At 60.3% G+C, this 20,359-nt stretch carries 15 protein-coding genes and 1 pseudogene; 7 read left to right on the forward strand and 9 right to left on the reverse strand.

Annotation, left to right across the window (positions count from 1 at the left end; all coding sequences use genetic code 11):
* From AB1E37_RS19000 to AB1E37_RS19020, 5 genes are all read left to right on the forward strand, one after another.
* A complete protein-coding gene (locus AB1E37_RS19000) occupies positions 1-924 on the forward strand; it encodes an aminoimidazole riboside kinase (protein ID WP_004223408.1) in 924 nt (307 codons plus the stop codon).
* 164 nt (positions 925-1,088) lie between these two features.
* Positions 1,089-2,606 (forward strand): carbohydrate porin, encoded by a 1,518-nt coding sequence (locus AB1E37_RS19005; protein WP_004147437.1) that lies wholly within the window; start codon positions 1,089-1,091, stop codon positions 2,604-2,606.
* Between the two features lie 104 nt (positions 2,607-2,710).
* Complete coding sequence (locus AB1E37_RS19010; protein WP_002892640.1) at positions 2,711-4,081, forward strand: sucrose-specific PTS transporter subunit IIBC; 1,371 nt, start codon at positions 2,711-2,713, stop codon at positions 4,079-4,081.
* Complete coding sequence (locus AB1E37_RS19015) at positions 4,081-5,481, forward strand: sucrose-6-phosphate hydrolase (RefSeq protein WP_004223403.1); 1,401 nt, start codon at positions 4,081-4,083, stop codon at positions 5,479-5,481. Before AB1E37_RS19010 ends, AB1E37_RS19015 begins: the two co-directional genes overlap by 1 nt.
* Positions 5,482-5,504: 23 nt before the next feature.
* Entirely contained in the window at positions 5,505-6,515 is a 1,011-nt protein-coding gene (locus AB1E37_RS19020; RefSeq protein ID WP_014907957.1) for a LacI family DNA-binding transcriptional regulator, read from the forward strand.
* A 45-nt stretch (positions 6,516-6,560) separates the two neighbouring features.
* On the opposite strand, the pseudogene AB1E37_RS19025 reads toward AB1E37_RS19020, so the two are convergent.
* From AB1E37_RS19025 to AB1E37_RS19045, 5 genes and pseudogenes are all read right to left on the reverse strand, one after another.
* Positions 6,561-7,170 (reverse strand): annotated as a pseudogene (locus AB1E37_RS19025) (hypothetical protein).
* 183 nt (positions 7,171-7,353) lie between these two features.
* Positions 7,354-8,376: an ABC transporter permease gene (locus AB1E37_RS19030; RefSeq protein WP_004152946.1), complete on the reverse strand. Its 1,023-nt coding sequence runs from the start codon at positions 8,374-8,376 to the stop codon at positions 7,354-7,356.
* Between the two features lie 19 nt (positions 8,377-8,395).
* A complete protein-coding gene (locus AB1E37_RS19035) occupies positions 8,396-9,880 on the reverse strand; it encodes a sugar ABC transporter ATP-binding protein (RefSeq protein WP_004142660.1) in 1,485 nt (494 codons plus the stop codon).
* A 32-nt stretch (positions 9,881-9,912) separates the two neighbouring features.
* Positions 9,913-10,836 carry a sugar ABC transporter substrate-binding protein gene (locus AB1E37_RS19040; RefSeq protein ID WP_002892597.1) on the reverse strand — a complete coding sequence of 308 codons (924 nt, stop codon included), beginning with the start codon at positions 10,834-10,836 and terminating at the stop codon, positions 9,913-9,915.
* Between the two features lie 429 nt (positions 10,837-11,265).
* Entirely contained in the window at positions 11,266-12,285 is a 1,020-nt protein-coding gene (locus tag AB1E37_RS19045) for a LacI family DNA-binding transcriptional regulator (protein ID WP_004191476.1), read from the reverse strand.
* A gap of 101 nt (positions 12,286-12,386) precedes the next feature.
* On the opposite strand from AB1E37_RS19045, the gene AB1E37_RS19050 reads away from it, so the two are divergent.
* Positions 12,387-13,394 carry a Gfo/Idh/MocA family oxidoreductase gene (locus tag AB1E37_RS19050; protein ID WP_004177011.1) on the forward strand — a complete coding sequence of 336 codons (1,008 nt, stop codon included), beginning with the start codon at positions 12,387-12,389 and terminating at the stop codon, positions 13,392-13,394.
* A gap of 1,086 nt (positions 13,395-14,480) precedes the next feature.
* On the opposite strand, the gene AB1E37_RS19055 is transcribed toward AB1E37_RS19050, so the two are convergent.
* Genes AB1E37_RS19055 through iolE form a run of 3 tightly spaced genes read right to left on the reverse strand, consistent with a single transcriptional unit; the run spans position 14,481 to position 17,611 of the window.
* Positions 14,481-15,512, reverse strand: a complete 1,032-nt coding sequence (locus AB1E37_RS19055; RefSeq protein WP_032447384.1) for a Gfo/Idh/MocA family protein — start codon at positions 15,510-15,512, stop codon at positions 14,481-14,483.
* A gap of 9 nt (positions 15,513-15,521) precedes the next feature.
* Positions 15,522-16,694, reverse strand: a complete 1,173-nt coding sequence (locus AB1E37_RS19060) for a Gfo/Idh/MocA family protein (RefSeq protein WP_004191478.1) — start codon at positions 16,692-16,694, stop codon at positions 15,522-15,524.
* Positions 16,691-17,611, reverse strand: coding sequence for a myo-inosose-2 dehydratase (gene iolE, locus AB1E37_RS19065; protein WP_002892496.1), 921 nt, complete (start codon positions 17,609-17,611; stop codon positions 16,691-16,693). Before iolE ends, AB1E37_RS19060 begins: the two co-directional genes overlap by 4 nt.
* A 571-nt stretch (positions 17,612-18,182) precedes the next feature.
* Between iolE and AB1E37_RS19070 the strand changes: the two genes are divergently transcribed.
* Positions 18,183-18,608: a hypothetical protein gene (locus tag AB1E37_RS19070; protein ID WP_014599056.1), complete on the forward strand. Its 426-nt coding sequence runs from the start codon at positions 18,183-18,185 to the stop codon at positions 18,606-18,608.
* Between the two features lie 76 nt (positions 18,609-18,684).
* Here the strand turns inward: AB1E37_RS19070 and lysS are convergent, their stop codons facing one another.
* A complete protein-coding gene (gene lysS / locus AB1E37_RS19075; protein ID WP_002892491.1) occupies positions 18,685-20,202 on the reverse strand; it encodes a lysine--tRNA ligase in 1,518 nt (505 codons plus the stop codon).
* Positions 20,203-20,359: the final 157 nt, after the last annotated feature.

The following is a 20,359-nucleotide window of genomic DNA, read 5'->3' on the forward strand; positions in this document are numbered from 1 at the left end:
ATGAATGGAAAAATCTGGGTACTCGGCGATGCGGTCGTCGATCTCCTGCCCGATGGAGAGGGCCGCCTGCTGCAATGCCCCGGCGGCGCGCCGGCCAACGTGGCGGTCGGCGTGGCGCGGCTCGGCGGTGACAGCGGGTTTATCGGCCGCGTCGGCGACGATCCCTTCGGCCGTTTTATGTGTCACACCCTGGCGCAGGAGCAAGTGGATGTGAACTATATGCGCCTCGATGCGGCGCAGCGCACCTCCACGGTGGTGGTCGATCTCGATAGCCACGGGGAGCGCACCTTTACCTTTATGGTCCGTCCGAGCGCCGACCTGTTCCTTCAGCCCGAGGATCTCCCGCCGTTTGCCGCCGGTCAGTGGCTGCACGTCTGCTCCATCGCTCTCAGCGCGGAGCCGAGCCGCAGCACGACATTCGCGGCGATGGAGGCGATAAAGCGCGCCGGGGGCTATGTCAGCTTCGACCCCAATATCCGCAGCGACCTGTGGCAGGATCCGCAGGACCTTCGCGACTGTCTCGACCGGGCGCTGGCCCTCGCCGACGCCATAAAACTTTCGGAAGAGGAGCTGGCGTTTATCAGCGGCAGCGACGACATCGTCAGCGGCATCGCCCGGCTGAACGCCCGCTTCCAGCCGACGCTACTGCTGGTGACCCAGGGTAAAGCGGGGGTCCAGGCCGCCCTGCGCGGGCAGGTTAGCCACTTCCCTGCCCGCCCGGTGGTGGCCGTCGATACCACCGGCGCCGGCGATGCCTTTGTCGCCGGGCTACTCGCCGGCCTCGCCGCCCACGGTATCCCGGACAACCTCGCAGCCCTGGCTCCCGACCTCGCGCTGGCGCAAACCTGCGGCGCGCTGGCCACCACCGCCAAAGGCGCCATGACCGCCCTGCCCTACAAGGACGATCTTCAGCGCTCGCTGTGATCCCCTTGGGCCGGTTAACGGCCCACTTTGCTGGCGACATCACAATTCTTAAACCGGTTTAGCAATTTTTATTTTCACCGCGTTACCGACATGTTTAACATATCAACTAAACCGGTTTAGCAAACATTAGCACACTCACTGATTTACCTTTGGATGTCACCAACATGTATAAAAAACGGAAGTTAGCCATTCTTATTGCTTTGCTAACCGGCACCGCCGCCGCCCATGGGCAGACAGACCTGAACAGCATTGAAGCGCGTCTCGCCGCCCTGGAAAAACGCCTGCAGGACGCCGAGACCCGCGCCAGCACTGCCGAAAGCCGCGCCGCCTCAGCGGAGCAGAAAGTTCAGCAGTTAACCCAGCAGCAGCAGCAAACCCAGGCCACCACCCAGCAGGTGGCCAGGCGCACCACTCAACTGGAAGAAAAAGCCGAACGGCCCGGCGGCTTTGAGTTCCACGGCTATGCGCGTTCCGGGGTGATCATGAACGACTCGGCCGCCAGTACCAAATCCGGCGCTTATATGACCCCCGCCGGGGAGACCGGCGGCGCCATTGGTCGCCTGGGCAACCAGGCCGACACCTATGTGGAAATGAACCTCGAACATAAACAGACCCTGGACAACGGGGCGACCACCCGTTTCAAAGTGATGGTGGCCGACGGACAGACCACCTATAACGACTGGACGGCAAGCAGCAGCGACCTGAACGTACGCCAGGCGTTCGTCGAGCTGGGCAATCTGCCGACCTTCGAAGGCCCGTTCAAAGGCTCGACCCTGTGGGCCGGGAAACGCTTTGACCGCGACAACTTCGACATCCACTGGATTGACTCGGATGTGGTGTTCCTCGCCGGGACCGGCGGCGGGATCTACGACGTGAAATGGAACGACAGCCTGCGCAGCAACTTCTCGTTATACGGCCGCAACTTTGGCGATATCGCCGACAGCAGCAACAGCGTGCAGAACTATATCGTCAGCATGAATAACTTTGCCGGCCCGGTGCAGATGATGGTCAGCGGGATGCGGGCGAAAGATAATGACGACCGCCAGGACGCGAACGGCAATCTGGTGAAAGGCGATGCCGCTAACACCGGGGTTCATGCCCTGCTGGGCCTGCACAATGAGAGCTTCTATGGCCTGCGCGACGGGACCAGCAAAACGGCCCTGCTGTACGGCCACGGGCTGGGCGCCGAGGTTAAAGGCATCGGCTCCGACGGCGCGCTGCGCCCGGGGGCCAATACCTGGCGCTTCGCCAGCTATGGCACCACGCCGCTGAGCGATCGCTGGTTTATTGCCCCGGCCGTGCTGGCGCAGAGCAGTAAAGATCGTTATGTCGATGGCGACAGCTATCAGTGGGCCACCCTCAACCTGCGTCTGATTCAGGAAGTGACGCAGAACTTCGCCCTCGCCTGGGAGGGCAGCTATCAGTACATGGATCTGCAGCCTGAAGGCTACAACGATCGCCATGCGGTCAATGGCAGCTTCTACAAGCTGACCTTCGCCCCGACCTTCAAGGTGGGCAGCATCGGCGACTTCTTCTCGCGGCCGGAGATCCGCTTCTATACATCGTGGATGGACTGGAGCAAAAAACTGGACAACTACGCCAACGATGACGCGTTAGGCAGCAACGGATTCAAATCGGGCGGCGAATGGTCGTTCGGTATGCAAATGGAGACCTGGTTCTGACGGCAACCGGGGCGACAGGGTAAATAACACATAAATATAAGGTTCGCGGCGCCTGCCACGGCTGGCGCCGCCCACGCCATATCATCATGCATTTAGAGGGTACTATGGATTTTGAACAGATTTCCCGCTCACTGCTTCCCCTGCTGGGCGGCAAGGAAAATATCGCCAGCGCCGCGCACTGCGCCACCCGCCTGCGGCTGGTGCTGGTCGACGACGCGCTCGCCGATCAGCAGGCGATTGGCAAAATCGACGGGGTGAAAGGCTGCTTTCGCAATGCCGGACAGATGCAGATCATCTTCGGCACCGGGGTGGTCAATAAAGTCTATGCCGCCTTTATCCAGGCCGCAGGCATCAGCGAATCGAGCAAATCCGAAGCCGCCGACCTGGCGGCGAAAAAGCTGAACCCGTTCCAGCGCATCGCCCGCCTGCTGTCCAACATCTTCGTGCCGATTATTCCGGCCATCGTCGCCTCCGGCCTGCTGATGGGCCTGCTGGGGATGGTGAAAACCTACGGTTGGGTCGACCCGAGCAACGCTCTCTATATCATGCTGGATATGTGCAGTTCGGCGGCGTTTATCATTCTGCCGATCCTGATCGGCTTTACCGCCGCCCGCGAATTTGGCGGTAACCCCTATCTGGGCGCGACCCTCGGCGGGATCCTCACCCATCCGGCTCTGACCAACGCCTGGGGCGTCGCCGCCGGCTTCCACACCATGAATTTCTTCGGCATCGAAGTGGCGATGATCGGCTACCAGGGCACCGTCTTCCCGGTGCTGCTGGCGGTGTGGTTTATGAGCATGGTCGAGAAGCGGCTGCGCCGCGTGATCCCTGACGCGCTGGACCTGATCCTCACTCCGTTCCTGACGGTGATTATCTCCGGCTTTATCGCCCTGTTGCTGATCGGCCCGGCCGGTCGCGCGCTCGGCGACGGCATTTCGTTTATCCTCAGCACGCTTATCAGCCACGCCGGCTGGCTGGCGGGCCTGCTGTTCGGCGGCCTCTATTCGGTGATCGTTATTACCGGTATCCATCACAGCTTCCATGCCATCGAGGCCGGACTGCTGGGCAACCCATCGATTGGCGTCAACTTCCTGCTGCCGATCTGGGCGATGGCCAACGTCGCCCAGGGCGGCGCCTGCTTTGCGGTGTGGTTTAAAACCAAAGATGCCAAAATAAAAGCCATCACCCTGCCGTCGGCGTTTTCGGCGATGCTGGGGATCACCGAGGCGGCAATCTTCGGGATTAACCTTCGCTTTGTGAAACCGTTCATCGCCGCGCTGGTGGGCGGTGCCGCCGGCGGCGCCTGGGTGGTGTCTATGCACGTCTACATGACCGCGGTGGGCCTGACGGCGATCCCGGGAATGGCTATCGTGCAGGCCAGCTCGCTGCTGAACTACATTATCGGAATGGCGATCGCCTTCGCCGTGGCCTTCGCGCTCTCTCTGACGCTGAAATACAAAACGGACGCTGAATAATGTCATTACCGTCACGCCTGCCTGCGATCCTGCAGGCCGTTATGCAGGGCCAGCCGCAGGCGCTGGCCGACAGCCATTATCCGCAATGGCATCTGGCGCCGGTCAACGGACTGCTGAATGATCCTAACGGCTTTTGCCAGGTCGCCGGGCGTTACCACCTGTTTTATCAGTGGAACCCGCTCGCCTGTGACCATACCTATAAGTGCTGGGGACACTGGAGCTCTGCCGATCTGCTGCACTGGCGGCACGAACCTATCGCCCTGATGCCGGATGAAGAGTATGACCGCAACGGCTGCTACTCTGGCAGCGCGGTCGAGTTCGAGGGCGCCCTGACTCTGTGCTACACCGGCAACGTGAAATTCCCCGACGGCGGGCGCACCGCCTGGCAATGTCTGGCGACCGAGAATGCTGATGGCACCTTCCGCAAGCTGGGGACGGTGCTGCCGCTGCCAGAAGGCTATACCGGCCATGTGCGCGACCCTAAAGTGTGGCGGCAGGACGGGCGCTGGTACATGGTTCTTGGGGCGCAGGATGTGCAACAGCGCGGCAAAGTGCTGCTGTTTACCGCCAGCGACCTGCGGGAGTGGCGCCTGGTGGGCGAGATCGCCGGGCACGACGTGAACGGCCTGGCGAACGCCGGCTACATGTGGGAGTGCCCGGATCTCTTTCCGCTGGCGGACACCCACCTGCTGATCTGCTGCCCGCAGGGGCTGGCCCGCGAAGCGCAGCGCTTTCTCAATACCTATCCGGCGGTGTGGATGGCAGGCCGCTTCGACGCCGAACGCGGGATCTTCGACCACGGCCCGCTGCACGAGCTGGACAGCGGATTTGAGTTCTACGCGCCGCAGACCATGCAGGCCGACGATGGCCGCCGCCTGCTGGTCGGCTGGATGGGCGTCCCCGACGGGGACGAGATGCATCAGCCCACCCGCGCGCAGGGCTGGATCCATCAGATGACCTGCGTGCGTGAGCTGGAGTGGCAGGCTGGCACTCTGTATCAGCGTCCGCTGCGCGAGCTGGTCGCCCTGCGCGGGGAAGCCCAGGGCTGGTGCGGACAGACCCTGCCCCTCGCCCCGATGGAGCTGGCCTTTGACCTTTCCCCCGACAGCACGCTGGGGCTGGACTTTGCCGGCGCCCTGCAGCTCACCGTCAATCGCGACGGCCTGCGTCTGTCGCGTCGCGGCCTGCAGACGGCGGAGATGCATCACCGCTACTGGCGCGGCGAGGCGCGACGCCTGCGGATCTTTATCGACCGCTCCAGCGTGGAGATTTTCATCAACGATGGCGAGGGGGTGATGAGCAGCCGCTTCTTCCCGGGCTATCCGGGGCAGCTCATCTTCAGCGGTGCGACGCCGGTGGCATTCTGCCGCTGGCTGCTGCGGCCATGCATGGTAGAATAAGCGTTTTGCTTTCAGGCTCCCGGGTGCTGATGAAAACCAAACGCGTAACTATCAAAGATATCGCCGAACTGGCGGGCGTCTCCAAAGCGACCGCCAGCCTGGTACTCAACGGTCGTGGTAAAGAGCTGCGCGTGGCGCAGGAGACGCGCGAGCGCGTACTGGCGATCGCTCGCGAACAGCACTATCAGCCGAGCATTCACGCGCGCTCGCTGCGCGATAACCGCAGCCATACCATTGGTCTGGTGGTGCCGGAGATCACCAACTACGGGTTTGCCGTTTTCTCCCACGAGCTTGAGACGCTCTGCCGGGAAGCCGGCGTGCAGCTGCTTATCTCCTGCACCGACGAAAACCCAGGCCAGGAGAGCGTGGTGGTCAATAACATGATCGCCCGCCAGGTCGACGGCCTGATAGTCGCCTCTTGTATGCACAGCGATGCCGACTATCAGAAACTCAGCGAACAGCTGCCGGTGGTGCTGTTTGACCGCTCCCCCAGCGACAGCGCCCTGCCGCTGGTGATGACCGACTCGGTCACCCCAACGGCCGAGCTAATCTCCCGTATCGCGCCTCAGCATGCGGACGAGTTCTGGTTTCTCGGCGGCCAGCCGCGGCTGTCGCCGTCGCGCGACCGGCTGGCGGGGTTCACCCAGGGCCTGGCCCAGGCGGGGATCACGCTGCGCCCTGAGTGGGTGATCAACGGCAACTACCACCCCAGCTCCGGCTATGAGATGTTCGCGGCGCTCTGCGCTCGGCTGGGGCGTCCGCCGAAGGCGCTCTTCACCGCGGCCTGCGGGCTGCTCGAAGGGGTGCTGCGCTATATGAGCCAGCATCATCTGCTGGATTCCAATATTCATCTCGCCAGCTTCGACGATCACTATCTGTATGATTCGCTTTCCCTGCGCATTGATACCGTGCAGCAGGATAATCGCCAGCTGGCCTGGCACTGCTACGATCTGCTCAGCCAGCTGATCGACGGTCAGGCCCCGGAGCCGCTTCAGCGCTACCTGCCCGCCACCCTGCAGATTCGCCATCCCTGACGGCGCGGTTGGCAATTAGCGTTTTCGCCTGGCGCGCCGCCTGCCTCAGCGCCAGCAGCGCGCTGGCGAGCACCGCGCCAAGGCCGATCGTTACCGGCCAGCGGTAAGCCACCAGCAACGAGGGCAATCCACCATCCGGCGCCAGCATCACCAGATTCCAGCCCGCCAGCCCCGCGTTGCCGTTCAGCGCCCGGCTTAACATCCGCTGATGCGGGGCGAATGGCTGAATGGTCTGGTAGTGGCTGCCGAACAGCGGGGGCTGCATCTCTCGCGGGAACTGCGCCTGTACCTGGGCCAGCACGCTGGCCGGCAGCGCGTGCGATGCCGCCAGCAGATGCCCGTCGCCATTCACCAGCAGCAGCTGATAATGCCGCTCCTGGGCGAGGGTCTGGAGAGCGGCGCGCATCGCCGCCAGCGGCCAGGTCGCTTCCCGCTGCGGCGCCGGAATGTTCATCCGCCGCTCAAGGCGTTCCGCCACCCACTGCGCATCCTCCTCCAGCTGGCGGATCTGCCTCTCACGGTAAACCTCTCTGGCCGGCAAATTCATGCCCCGACCGAGCGCCAGGATCGCCAGCCCCGCGAGCAGCGTGACGATAAGGCCCCTTTTTCCCGCTAGCCAGCGCGGCGAGAATTTGCCAAAGGATGGTGTATTCATACGACTCCAGAAACCGCAGGCCACGCGTGGCCCCTGACGAATGGACAACGGAAGTGGCGAAACTGTACAGGATGCGCAGCGCGGGCAAAACAGACAGGCGGAGCCTGGCGGGGAGTATTTTGTTTATTTCTGGACAGGACGGGCGGCAACGGCATCCTTCGCCGTTGCCGCCCGTTGATAAGATTAGTGTTTTTTCCGGTTGCGACGCATATCGATGGTTACCGCCGCAACGATAATGATGCCTTTAATAATATCCTGCACATAGGCATCGACGCCGACAAAGGTAAAACCGCTTTTGATCAGGCCAAGGATCATCGCGCCAATCAGGGTGCCGGTAATGCGCCCCACTCCGCCCATTAAGCTGCTGCCGCCGATCACCGCGGCGGCAATCGCGTCCAGCTCGTAGGACATCCCCATGCTCGACTGGCCGCTACTGACGCGCGCCGCCAGCACCACCCCCGCCAGCCCGGAGAGCGCCCCGGCGATGGTGTAGACGATCACCAGATATTTATTCACATTGATGCCGGACACTTTGGCCGAGGTCATGTTGCCGCCGATGGCATACACATATTTGCCATACCGGGTATGCTTCAGCGCAATGTGAAACACGGCGGCGATCACGAAGAAGATAATCACCGGCATCGCCCCCTGGCCTATCGCCGTAAAGCTGTCGGAGAGGAAGCTGATCGGGTTGCCCTGAGTGTAATACTGCGCCAGACCGCGCGCCGAAACCATCATCCCGAGGGTGGCGATAAACGGCGGGATACCGGTCCGCGTCACCAGGAAACCATTGGTCAGGCCGCACAGCAGGCCGACGCCGATCCCCGCGCAAATGGGGATCACCGCCGGCAGGTTGACCAGCGCCGGGAACATTGGCGACAGGCTATCGGAGGTTTGCGCCAGGCTGGCCGCCACCACCGCCGCAAGGGCAATAACCGAGCCGGAGGAGAGGTCAATCCCGGTGGTGATGATCACCTGGGTGACGCCCACGGCGATGATGCCGATAATCGCCACCTGCAGCACAATCAGCACCAGCCGGTTGGTATTGAGCAGGAACGACTGGTCGCGAACATACCAGCCGGCGATTTCAAAGGTCAGGGCAATCACCAGCATCACCACAAAGATGCCGGTATCTTTCGGCATTTTATGCCGCAAATTAGCGAAGAAGGAGGAACCCTCGCTGGCCGGAGCCGCCGTTAATTTCATATTACTCATTCTCTGTGCCTCAATGGGATGCCAACGACAAAATGGTTTCCTGGTCGGCTTCGTCTTTTTCCAGGATGCCGGTGATACGACCTTCATGCATCACCATGACCCGATCGCTCATGCCAAGGATTTCCGGCAGTTCAGAGGAGACCATAATCACCGCCACCCCCCGATTCGCCAGTTCACTGATAAGATGATAAATCTCCGCCTTCGCCCCGACGTCGATACCGCGGGTCGGCTCATCGAGAATTAAGATTTTCGGTTGCGCTAACAGCCAGCGCGCAATCAGGACTTTTTGCTGATTCCCCCCGCTGAGGTTATTAATAATTTGATCCATCGTCGGCGTTTTAATATTGAGCCGGCGTATTTGCTCCATGCAGTCTTCGGCCATTTTCACGTGCTGGACAAAACCGCTCTTGCCGATATATTCCGGCATTTTGACGATACTCATATTTTCCAGCACCGACAGCACCAGAAACAGGCCCGACTTTTTCCGGTCTTCGGTTAATAATGCCATCCCCTTTTCAATCGCCACGGAGGGGGAATCGATGGTCACCGGCGCCCCGTCGATCAGCACTTCGCCGCTGTCGAAGCGCTCCATACCGAACAGGCTTTCCATCACCTCGCTGCGCCCGGCGCCCACCAGCCCGGCCACGCCCAGGATTTCGCCACGGCGTACGCTAAAGCTGACGTCATGGAACACGCCCTGACGCGTCAGGTTGCGCACCGTCAGCACCTCTTCGCCGATGGTGTTATTAAATTTCGGAAACAGCTGGGTTAATTCGCGGCCCACCATCTGGGTGATCAGCGACTGACGGGTAAATTCGGTGGTGTTTTTGCTCCCCACCCAGGTGCCGTCGCGAAAGACGCTGATCTCATCGGTAATGGCAAAGATCTCATCCATTTTGTGGCTGATATAGATGATCGCTTTACCCTGGGCGCGCAGGTCGCGGATGATGGTGAACAGGTGAGCCACCTCGCCTTCGGTCAGCGCCGAGGTGGGCTCATCCATGATCACGATATCCGCGTTCCATGAAACCGCTTTGGCAATCTCCACCATCTGCTGGGCGGCGATGCTCAGGTCGCCCACCAGCCGGTCAGCGGTTAAGCGGATATTGAGCTTATCCAGCAGCGCCTGGGTCTGGCGGGTCAGCTGGCCGTGGTCGACAAAGCCGTACTTCATCGGCTCGCGCCCCAGCCAGATATTCTCCGCCACCGTCATATGCGGCACCAGATTGAGCTCCTGGTGGATCATCGAGATCCCCGAGCGCAGCGCATCCATGGTGTCGGTAAACTCCACCGGCTCCCCTTTCACGCGAATCGACCCTTTATCGGGGCGATAGATACCGATCAGGCATTTCATCAGCGTGGATTTACCGGCGCCGTTCTCGCCCATCAGGGCATGCACCGTTCCCGGACGCACGCGCAATGAGACATTATCGAGCGCCTTCACGCCGGGGAAGAACTTACTGATACCTTCGGCTTCAAGGGCAAAAGCGTTCATACATCCACCTCCGTACCACAGGTTGGCCAGGACTATTTCTGATTACGGTTGGTAAATTCAGCCATGTTCTCTTTGGTGATCAGCTGATACGGCACATCGATGATTTTTTCCACTTTCTCGCCGTTCGCCAGCTTGATGGCCGCGTCGACTGCGCCTTCACCCTGGCCTTTCGCATCCTGGAAGATGGTGGCGATCATCTTGCCGCTCTTCAGCATCTGCAGGGCATCCGGGGTGCCATCCACGCCGGCGATGAGAATATGGTTCGGGTTTTTGCCCAGCGCCTGCAGGGCGCCGATCGCCATTTCATCGTTGTTGGAGGCGATGGCCTGGATATCCTCACCGCTGGTCATCCAGTTGCTGACCACATCCACTGCGTCATTGCGGGTAAATTTCGCGGTCTGCTTCTGGACGATTTTGATGTTCGGGTATTTCGCTACCACCTCTTCCACCCCTTTGGTGCGGTCGCGAGTGGATTCATTCGCCAGGTCGCCGAGCAGGATCGCCACATTGCCCTTACCGTTCATCGCTTTCGCCAGCGCTTCCATCTGCAGACGGCCGGCAAGAATGGAGTCCGATCCCACATAGGCCATCTTGTCGGTCAGCTCCGCCTGCGGACGGCGGTTCACAAACACCAGCGGGATCCCGGCTTTGGTGGCCTGATCCATGATCGGTTTCACCGCGTTGGTATCCACCGGGTTGACGATAATGGCGTCCACCCCCTGGCCGATAAAGTTCTGTACCTGCTGCAGCTGCTGGGAGACATCCCCTTTCGCGTCCTCGATCTGCGATTTAACGCCATCTTTTTTCATCTCTTTTTGCATCGAGGTACGCAGGATCGTCAGGAAGTTATCGTCAAACAGCGCCATCGAGACGCCAATGGAGACATCTTTTGCCATAACCACCGCAGGCAGCATGCAGGCTAACAAAGAGGCAACAATCGTTTTCTTAATATTCATAGTTGATCCTTGATTTTGTAGGTACGCCGGTGAATGAAACAAAATGAAAAATTAATTTCAGTTACGTTGCGGCAAATGTCTGCTGGTATATCGACGACGCTGCGGCACCTCTCGCACTCCATCGTGATCTAAATCACAAATAACGGCTGTTTTATCATCACTATTTTGAAACATCAGTCCATTTACGCCGCAACCTGGATTTCAGACCATTTATTTCATTAACAAGACATTTGAAACTTTTATAAGTAAATAACTGAAATGAAAATTTTAAAACTATGCAGTAACAGAATTTTGACAGACATCTAACATTGCCGCATAAATGAGCGAAAAATGAGAAGCAGACAACGCTTTGAAGCGATCCCTCCCGGCGGGGTGGTCATTTACCCGCCGGGGAAATCCGTGTTGTCAGGAAGGGAGGCGCCGCACGCCTTAGTCCACGTTCTCGGCGCTGTAGAGGATAAAGTCGACTTTACCGTCGGCATAGGTTTGCGGCTGGTAGCCGGACTCCAGATGGCGCAGCATCAGGTCGATCGCCAGCTGGGCGTGCTGGCGGGTGTTCTGATCGAGCGTTAACGCCAGGCTGCCCTTCGCCAGCTGCTGCCGGGTGGTGTTGTAACGCTCATGGGTGATCCAGCAGACGTCGCCTTCGCGGCGGTGGCGGGCCAGCGCCTCGGCAATCTGGGTATTGCCAAGCCCGGTGTTATAGATCCCAACAATATTTCGGCTGCGGCACAGGGCTTGCTCCACCAGGCGGGTGATCTGCTCCCGCCGCTCCTCGCCCGCCAGCACGTCGCTGAGCTGCAGGTGGGGAAAGCGCTGGCTCAGCACCTCGCGGAACCCCTGAATGCGCAGGCGATGCGCGCTGTAATCTTGCCGGCCGCTGACCATCAGCACCTCGCCGGGCCGCGGCGTCATTCTCCCCAGCATTAACCCCGCCGTGCGGCCAGCCTGCAGCTGATTGATCCCCACGTGGCAGAGTCGGTCGGCGCCGGGCAGGTCCGTCGCCAGGGTGATCGCCGGGACGCCAGCCTCCCGGCAGCGGCGCAGCGCGTCGTGCACCGCGGGATGGTCATTGCCGAAGACGATGATCCCCTGACGCTGCTGGCAACTGCGCGCAATGCGCCGGGCCAGCGTCGTCGGCTGCGACTCCGGGACAAAGGTGCGGTGCAAGGTCAGACGGCGATAGCCGAGGCTATCCGCCACGGCGGCAAAATCCTGCGCCAGCTGCGGAAAGAAGAACGAGTCATTGCTGCTGAGAAAGACCTCAATCTGCCAGGGAAAGCGGTGCTCCTCCGGCAGGATCCGCTTCAGTCCCGCCTCGCGCGCCGCCTGCAGCACTTTGCGCGTGGTCTGCGGCGATACGCCGCCGCGCTCGTTCAGCACCCGGTCAACGGTGGCCACGCCGACGCCAATCTGTCTGGCCAGCATCGCCAGTGAAATGTTTTTCATCGCCCCTCTCTTCATGATGGAAATCCATCAAAACGGCAGTGTCAGTGAGTTTAGCAAACCGATTATGGTGGCAGCGTCCCCTCGCCATTCTGGAGAAAAAAATGATCTGCAAACGTTTTGCCCTGGTAGGCAGTGGTTTTATCGGTCAGGTTCATGCCGCCAGTCTTGCCCGTCATGAAGGAAGTGCGCTGACGATGGTGGCCGATGCCGCCCCGGAGCGCGCCCAGGCGCTGGCCGCCCGCTATGGCGCCCGGGCGGTGACCGTGAGCGAGGCGATCCATAGCGACGCCATCGACGCGGTGCTGATCGCCAGTTCAACCCCGTCGCATGCCGAACTGCTGGAAGCCGCCGCCAGGGCGGGCAAGGCGGTCTATTGCGAAAAACCGATCGACCTCTCCCTGGCGCGCGCCCGTGAGGTGGTGGAGCGGGTGCTCCCCCTGAACGTGCCGGTCACTGTCGGCTTTAACCGGCGCTTCGATAGCAGCCATCAGCAGCTCCGCCGCCAGCTGGAGCAAGGGCTGATCGGCCGGGTCGAGCTGGTGCAGATGGTCTGCCGCGCCTCCAGCATGCCGCCGCTCGACTATCTGCGCAGCTCCGGCGGCCAGATGCGCGATCAGGCGATCCACTTCTTCGATCTCCTGCGCTTTCTCACTGGCGATGAAGTGCGCACCGTAGCAGCGATGGGCGCGGCGCTGGCCCTGCCGGACATTGCCGAATTTGGCGATGTCGACACCTCCATCCTGATGATGCAGATGCGCGGCGGCGCGCTGGCGCAGCTGGACAATACCCGCCGCACCGGCCACGGGTACGATGAACGGATCACCCTGCTGGGCGCCGAAGGCGCGCTGGAGTCCGGTAGCCAGTCGCCGGCGGGCCCTACCCTGTGGCGCGGCAATCAGCGCATTGAGCCGGGCCTGTGGCCGGACTGGTTCAGCCGGGTACAGGGATCTTATTACCAGCATCTTGACGCCTTTATTCGCTCCCTGAATGGTGAAACCGTCGCCGACCTGCCCGGCCTGCTGGACGGCCTGCAGGCGCAGGCCATAGCCGAAGCGGCGGTTCAGTCCCTGCAGCATGGACAGTTTGTCGCCGTCGACGACTGTCGCTGAGCGGGTGCGAGGCAACCGCTATCAGGCGCTGCACCTGCCTTTATGCCGGGCGGCGGCGATGCCTTGCCCGGCCTACATAACACAGGCACTAATCTGATTTAATATCAAACGGTTGCATTGATATCCCAGGCCCGCGCAAGCGCAGCGCCGCCGGGCAAGGACAGCGGGCGCAGAGCCGCTTTTATGCCGGGCGGCGGCGATGCCTTGCCCGGCCTACATAACACAGGCATTAATATGCTTTAATATCAAACGCTTGCATAGATACCCCAGGCCCGCGCAAGCGCAGCGCCGCCGGGCAAGAACAGCGGGCGCGGAGCCGCTTTTATGCCGGGCGGCGGCGATGCCTTGCCCGGCCTACATAACACAGGCATCAATACACTCTACTATCAAACGGTTGCATAGATATCCCAGGCCCGCGCAAGCGCAGCGCCGCCGGGCAAGAACAGCCGACGCGGAGCCGTTTTATGCCGGGCGGCGGCAACGCCTTGCCCGGCCTACATAACACAGGCATTAATCTGATTTAATATCAAACGGTTGCATTGATATCTCAGGCCCGCGCAAGCGCAGCGCCGCCGGGCAAGGACAGCGGGCGCAGAGCCGCTTTTATGCCGGGCGGCGGCAACGCCTTGCCCGGCCTACATAACACAGGCATTAATCTGATTTAATATCAAACGGTTGCAGTAAAATCGTAGGCCCGTGCAAGCGCAGCGCCGCCGGGCAAGAACAGCGGGCGCGGAGCCGTTTTATGCCGGGCGGCGGCGCCGCCTTGCCCGGCCTACATAACACAGGCATTAATCTGATTTAATATCAAACGGTTGCAGTAAAATCGTAGGCCCGTGCAAGCGCAGCGCCGCCGGGCAAGAACAGCCGACGCGGAACCGTTTTATGCCGGGCGGCGGCGTCGCCTTGCCCGGCCTACATAACACAGGCACTAATCTGATTTAATATCAAACGGTTGCATAGATATCCCAGGCCCGTGCAAGCACAGCGCCGCCGGGCAACAGACATCAGGCATCGTACGCGTCCTTTTGCCGGGCAATGGCAGATACGCTCGCGCTATCTGCAAACCAATGCCCGGCCGGCTCCTTAACGTTCTTCGTTAAACACCGCGCCCACCTGGCGCCGCACCTCATCCATCACCTGCAGATTCTGCAGCACCCGACTGAGCGGCCGCAGCGGCGAGTCCTGCAACCCCTGCCCGATGCACCAGGCAAAATGCTCCGCCTGCCAGAACAGCTGGTCGTAGCGATTGCGCGGCTCTTCCCAGCGCAGCACCTGCCCGCCCTGGCTGGCGGCGAGCGTGAAGCCGCCGGGGGCGTAAAACTGGCCGTCGATCGTCAGGGTCGCCTGGCGTCCGGCCACCACCGCCCCGCCCGGCGTGTTGCTGAACAAAGTGGTGTTTAACAACCCCTGCATCCCGTTCTGCCAGCTAAACAGCATCGACGTCTGACCGTTAAGCCCCTCCGCCGTGGCGCTGCCGCGGGCGACAATCTCCTGCGGCATGCCGCCCACCATCAGCGCAAACGAGGTCACATAACTGCCGAGGTCCATCATCGGCCCGCCGGCAAGATCGGCATTGAAGATGCGGTGGTCGCGGGTGAAATACTCGCCGTGATCGGCCAGCAGGGTATGCAGGTCGCCGAGCGCCCCATCCTCCAGCAACTGGCGGATCACATCATATTTCGGCGCGTAATCGCACCACATTGCCTCCAGCGCCAGCTTCCCCTGGCGGGCGGCTTCGGCCTGCAGCTCACGCCCTTCGCCGAGGTTGAGGGCGAAGGGTTTCTCTATCAGCACGTGTTTGCCCGCCTTCAGCGCCTGCATGCCGTCGGGAAAGTGATGGTTGTGCGGCGTCGCAATATACACCGCATCAATATCCGGACGCGCCAGCATCTCCTCCACCTGGCCGTAAGCCTGGGGGATCCCCCATTCCGCGGCCACCCGGTCGGCCTTCGCCTGGCTGCGGAAAACCACCGCCACCACCTGCTGCCGGCTGTAGGTTTTCAATGAGTGCACAAAGCGCTCGGCGATCCAGCCAGGACCGATAATGCCCCAGCGCAGGATGGGAATGCTCTGCGCCGCCGGGCGGCGCGGGGTTGGTAAGTGTGACGGAAACATAGCGGCTCCTTAGTCTTTAACCACGTTCACCCAGCGACGGCTGGCCATCGAGGCTTCAATCGCCGACAGCACGCGCTGATTCTGCAAACCAAATTCAAAGTTGGGATAGCAGTCGCCCTCCCCGCAAATCCCCTGCACCAGGTCATGCACTTCGATCACCTTGACGTCAAAATAGCCCAGCCCGCCGCCGCCAAAATCGAAGCCGAAGAAGCCGGCATAGGCCGGGATCTGGCTCCCGGCATACAGCGTCTTAAAGCCGCGGTCATGTTTATCATCGTTGAAGCGATAGACCTGCAGCTCGTTAAAGCGCTCCCCGTCCATATACAGCGTGCCTTCGGTGCCGGAGACCTCCCAGAACACGCCGAAGATCCGCCCGGCGGCGATGCGCGAGGCCTCAATCACCCCCGCGGCGCCGCTGTCGAAATTGACCAGGCACTGAACCTGATCGTCATTTTCCACTTCCCGCCACTCGGCATCGACCGCGACCTGGCTGGCATACCCGGCATCGGTCTGCGGCACCGGACGCTGGCGCAGGCAGGTTTGCGCGCTGGCGGTCACTTCACGGATCCCGCCCAGCAAAAACTGGGCGACGGACAGGGTATGGGCGCCGAGGTCGCCAAGCGCCCCGCTGCCGCCGAGGGTTTTCGAGCAGCGCCAGGACCAGGGCAGGTTCGGGTCGTTATAAAACCCCTGATCAAAGGTGCCGCGAAAGCGCACCGGTTCGCCAATATCTCCCCGGGCGATAATCTGCTTTGCCAGCAGCGCCGCCGGCGTTTTGATGTTGTTAAAGGCCACCATGGTCTTCACCCCCGCGCGCCGTGCCGCCTGCGCCATCTCCTGCGCCTGCTGCTCATTGACCGCCAGCGGCTTCTCGCAATAGACATGTTTACCCGCCGCGATCGCCGCCATCGCCATTGTGTAGTGCAGATGGTTCGGCGAGGTGATATCCACCACATCAACCTGCGGATCGTTTACCAGCTCGCGCCAGTCGCCGTAGGCCTTTTCCGCCCCCAGTTTCGCCGCGTGGCGTTCGGCCATCGCCTGATCCTGATCCGCCAGCGCGTAGAGATGCGGGCGCTTGGGCAGATCGGGATAGAACATCGCCGCGCGACGGTAAGCGTCAGCGTGTGCCTGCCCCATAAAACCTGAGCCGATAAGGCCAATATTTAACCGCGCGCTCATGATGCGTACTCCTCTGACGATGAAGGGGAAGATAAATGGTGCGCCAGCCAGGCATAGGCGCGGCTGGCGGTGGCCAGCGGCGGCGCCATCGCCGGGTCCTGCTCGGCTTCGATAATCAGCCAGCCGCGGTAGTCGCTGTCCCGGACAAAGTCGAGGATCGGCGCATAGTCGATGCAGCCGTCGCCTGGGATGGTAAACAGCCCGGCGCGCACCGCCTCGTTAAAGCTCAGGTTTTCCCGATACAGACGCCCCAGCACCTGCGGACGCACGTCTTTCAGATGCAGATGGCGGATACGGTGGCCATATTTGTGCAGTACGCGCGGGATCTCGACCCCGGCGACAAAGGCGTGCCCGGTATCAAACGCCAGCCCGACGTTGTCATGGGTGTGAGACAGAAACCGCTCCAGCTCGTCATCGTGCTCCACCAGCATCATCAGATGATGGTGATAGGCCAGCTGGAGGTCATAGTCGCGCAGCAGCAGGTCGGCAAAGGTATTCAGCTTGTGGCAATACGCCGCCAGGCTGACGCGGCTTAACGGCGGCGAGAGCGAAATAGGCTCATCAAGCGGGGTTTCACCTGGCAGTTGCCCGCATTCGCCGTAAACCATCACCTTCGCGCCGAGCTGCCGGAGGAGCTGGGCGTGCTCCCGTACCGCCTCCAGCTCCGCTTCCACGCTGCGGTCGGCCAGCATGCCGCTGTACCAGCCGGACGCCAGGCGCAGGTCAGCCGCCGCCAGCAGCGGGCCCAGGGTTGATGCCTGGCGGGGAAATTTCCGTCCTAACTCAATGCCCTGATAGCCCGCCTCCCGTGCCTCGCGCAGGCAGGTATCCAGGGGAATATCACCGCCTAAATCCTCGAGTACATCGTTGGTCCAGCACAGGGGGCTCACGCCCCACCGCAGTTGCTCTGTCGCCATCTTGTTCTCCTTTCCACCCTGTGGTCTTGTCTGGCGTCACTATAAGCAGGTGACGACCGACGATGAAAACGGAGAAATGATGGAAATCCATCATTGCGCTGGCGGTATATTCGCTATTTCAGGTAACCCTGAAAAATAAATGGAAATAATGCTTGCCGCCGGCTTATTTTGCGGATAAAAATTACTGGCTTAATAACCCGCTTCAGAGGTTATCCCTTTCATTCGAAATATGATGATAGCAATATGAAAAAAACTCAACACCGCACCAGCGCGGGCTTTTGCCGTGCGCCAAGGACAGGCCTGCTGTTATTTGCCTGAATGACACATAGCCGCTTTTAAAACATCAAATAATTAACATTCTCTCTGCAATAATATGACAAGCAATGGGAAGGTTGGCTTGCGAAATAAGCATGAAACTTTGATGTTTTACTAATAAATAACCCCAGAGCGTCTTGCTAATTACTTATCAGGACTGGTTGGGTTATTTTATTCTGACGCCAACGGGAGAATACACCAACGTGTATCCCTCTCTCTGGCCCGGCACGCCGCTATCGCGATGAGAAACAATAAGATGAATAAGACCTGGCTTTTCACCACCCTGACCCTGGCGCTGGTCGCCGCCGCGCCGGCCCACGCCATTAGCACGAAATACCGGGAACAGCTTGAACGTTCCGGCTGCACGCAGATGACCGACGGGATCACCTGCGATATTCATCAAACCAAAGCCGAGAATGCCGCCGCCGCACAGCACGCCGATAGCGGCTTCGGCCCCTGGGTGGGCACCTGGTATGTTTATACGGAGTATGGCGATAAAATTGATGAGATTACCGTCACCGCTAAAACGGTGAAAACCCGCGGCCATCTGGTTGAGGCGGCGAAAGCCAGCCAGGGTAAACTGACCTTCCGGGTGAAAAGCTCAGCCTTTACGCTGAACGACGCCTTTAACGGCGTATGGGCAAACGGCAGCCAGCGCGGCACGTTGCAAAAAGTCCTTTAATAACATCGCTCTGCCGACAGGCCGGGGATAATGCAGGGAGAACCTCCCGGCGCAGGCCGGGAGGGAGTGCAATGGATTACTTCTGCGGACGCATGGCCGGGAAGAGGATCACGTCGCGGATGGTATGGCTGTTGGTAAACAGCATCACCATGCGGTCGATACCGATACCCAGACCGGCGGTCGGCGGCAGGCCGTACTCGAGGGCGGTCACGTAGTCTTCGTCGTAGAACATCGCTTCGTCATCGCCCGCCGCTTTGGCGTTCACCTGATCCTGGAAGCGCTGCGCCTGGTCTTCGGCATCGTTCAGCTCGCTGAAACCGTTACCGATTTCGCGGCCGCCGATGAAGAATTCAAAGCGGTCAGTGATTTCCGGGTTGACGTCGTTACGGCGCGCCAGCGGAGAAACTTCCGCCGGGTATTCGGTGATGAAGGTCGGCTGAATCAGATGCGCTTCCGCCACTTCGTCAAAGATTTCGGTAACTATGCGTCCCAGCCCCCAGCTTTTCTCTACCTGAATACCGATAGATTCCGCCAGCGCTTTCGCCGCGTCGAAGTTATCCAGATCCGCCATGTTGGTTTCCGGACGGTGTTTCTTGATCGCTTCCCGCATGGTCAGTTTTTCAAACGGCTTGCCGAAATCAAACACCTGGTCGCCATACGGCACTTCGGTTTTGCCCAGCACCGTCTGCGCCAGGGTGCGGAACAACGACTCGGTCAGTTCGATCAGGTCTTTGTAGTCCGCATACGCCATATACAGTTCCATCATGGTGAACTCTGGGTTATGGCGTACCGAGATCCCTTCGTTGCGGAAGTTGCGGTTGATTTCAAACACGCGTTCAAAACCGCCAACCACCAGACGTTTCAGATACAGTTCCGGCGCGATGCGCAGGTACATATCCAGATCCAGCGCGTTGTGATGGGTGATGAACGGACGGGCGGACGCCCCGCCTGGGATCACCTGCATCATCGGGGTTTCGACTTCCATAAAGCCACGAGCCACCATGAACTGGCGCATGGTGGCGAGGATCTGCGAACGGATACGGAACGTATGACGCGACTCTTCGTTGGCGATCAGATCCAGATAGCGCTGGCGATAGCGAACTTCCTGATCCTGCAGGCCGTGGAATTTATCCGGCAGCGGGCGCAGGGCTTTGGTCAGCAGGCGCAGCTCGGTGCAGTGGATCGAGAGTTCGCCGGTTTGCGTTTTGAACAGCTTGCCGCGGGCGGCGATGATATCGCCGAGGTCCCATTTCTTAAACTGTTCGTTGTAGACGCCTTCCGGCAGGTCATCGCGCGCCACGTACAGCTGAATGCGGCCGCCGACGTCCTGGAGGGTGACGAAGGAGGCTTTGCCCATCACGCGACGGGTCATCATCCGACCAGCCACCGCAACTTCAACGTTCAGGGAAGCGAGTTCATCGTTGTCCTTCGCATCGAATTCAGCATGCAATTGGTCAGAGGTATGATCGCGACGGAAATCGTTGGGGAAAGCTACGCCCTGCTCACGCAGCGCAGCCAGTTTTTCGCGACGAGCTTTCAGTTCATTATTAAGGTCAATGGCCTCATCGGCACCTTGTGCTTGTTGTTCAGACATATGGATTCCTCATAACCTTGCTTTCAAACTAGCTTCGATAAATTGAACCAGGTCACCCTTCCGCGCGGCCTGTCTCTGGGAAGACACCAGAGCACAATCTTAACGATCCTGGATTCACTCCAAGCTGATCTCACTCAGCTATGGCTTCAGTAACGGT

The sequence above is a fragment of the Klebsiella sp. Shm-1 genome, assembly GCF_040804525.1.
Taxonomy (GTDB): domain Bacteria; phylum Pseudomonadota; class Gammaproteobacteria; order Enterobacterales; family Enterobacteriaceae; genus Klebsiella; species Klebsiella pneumoniae.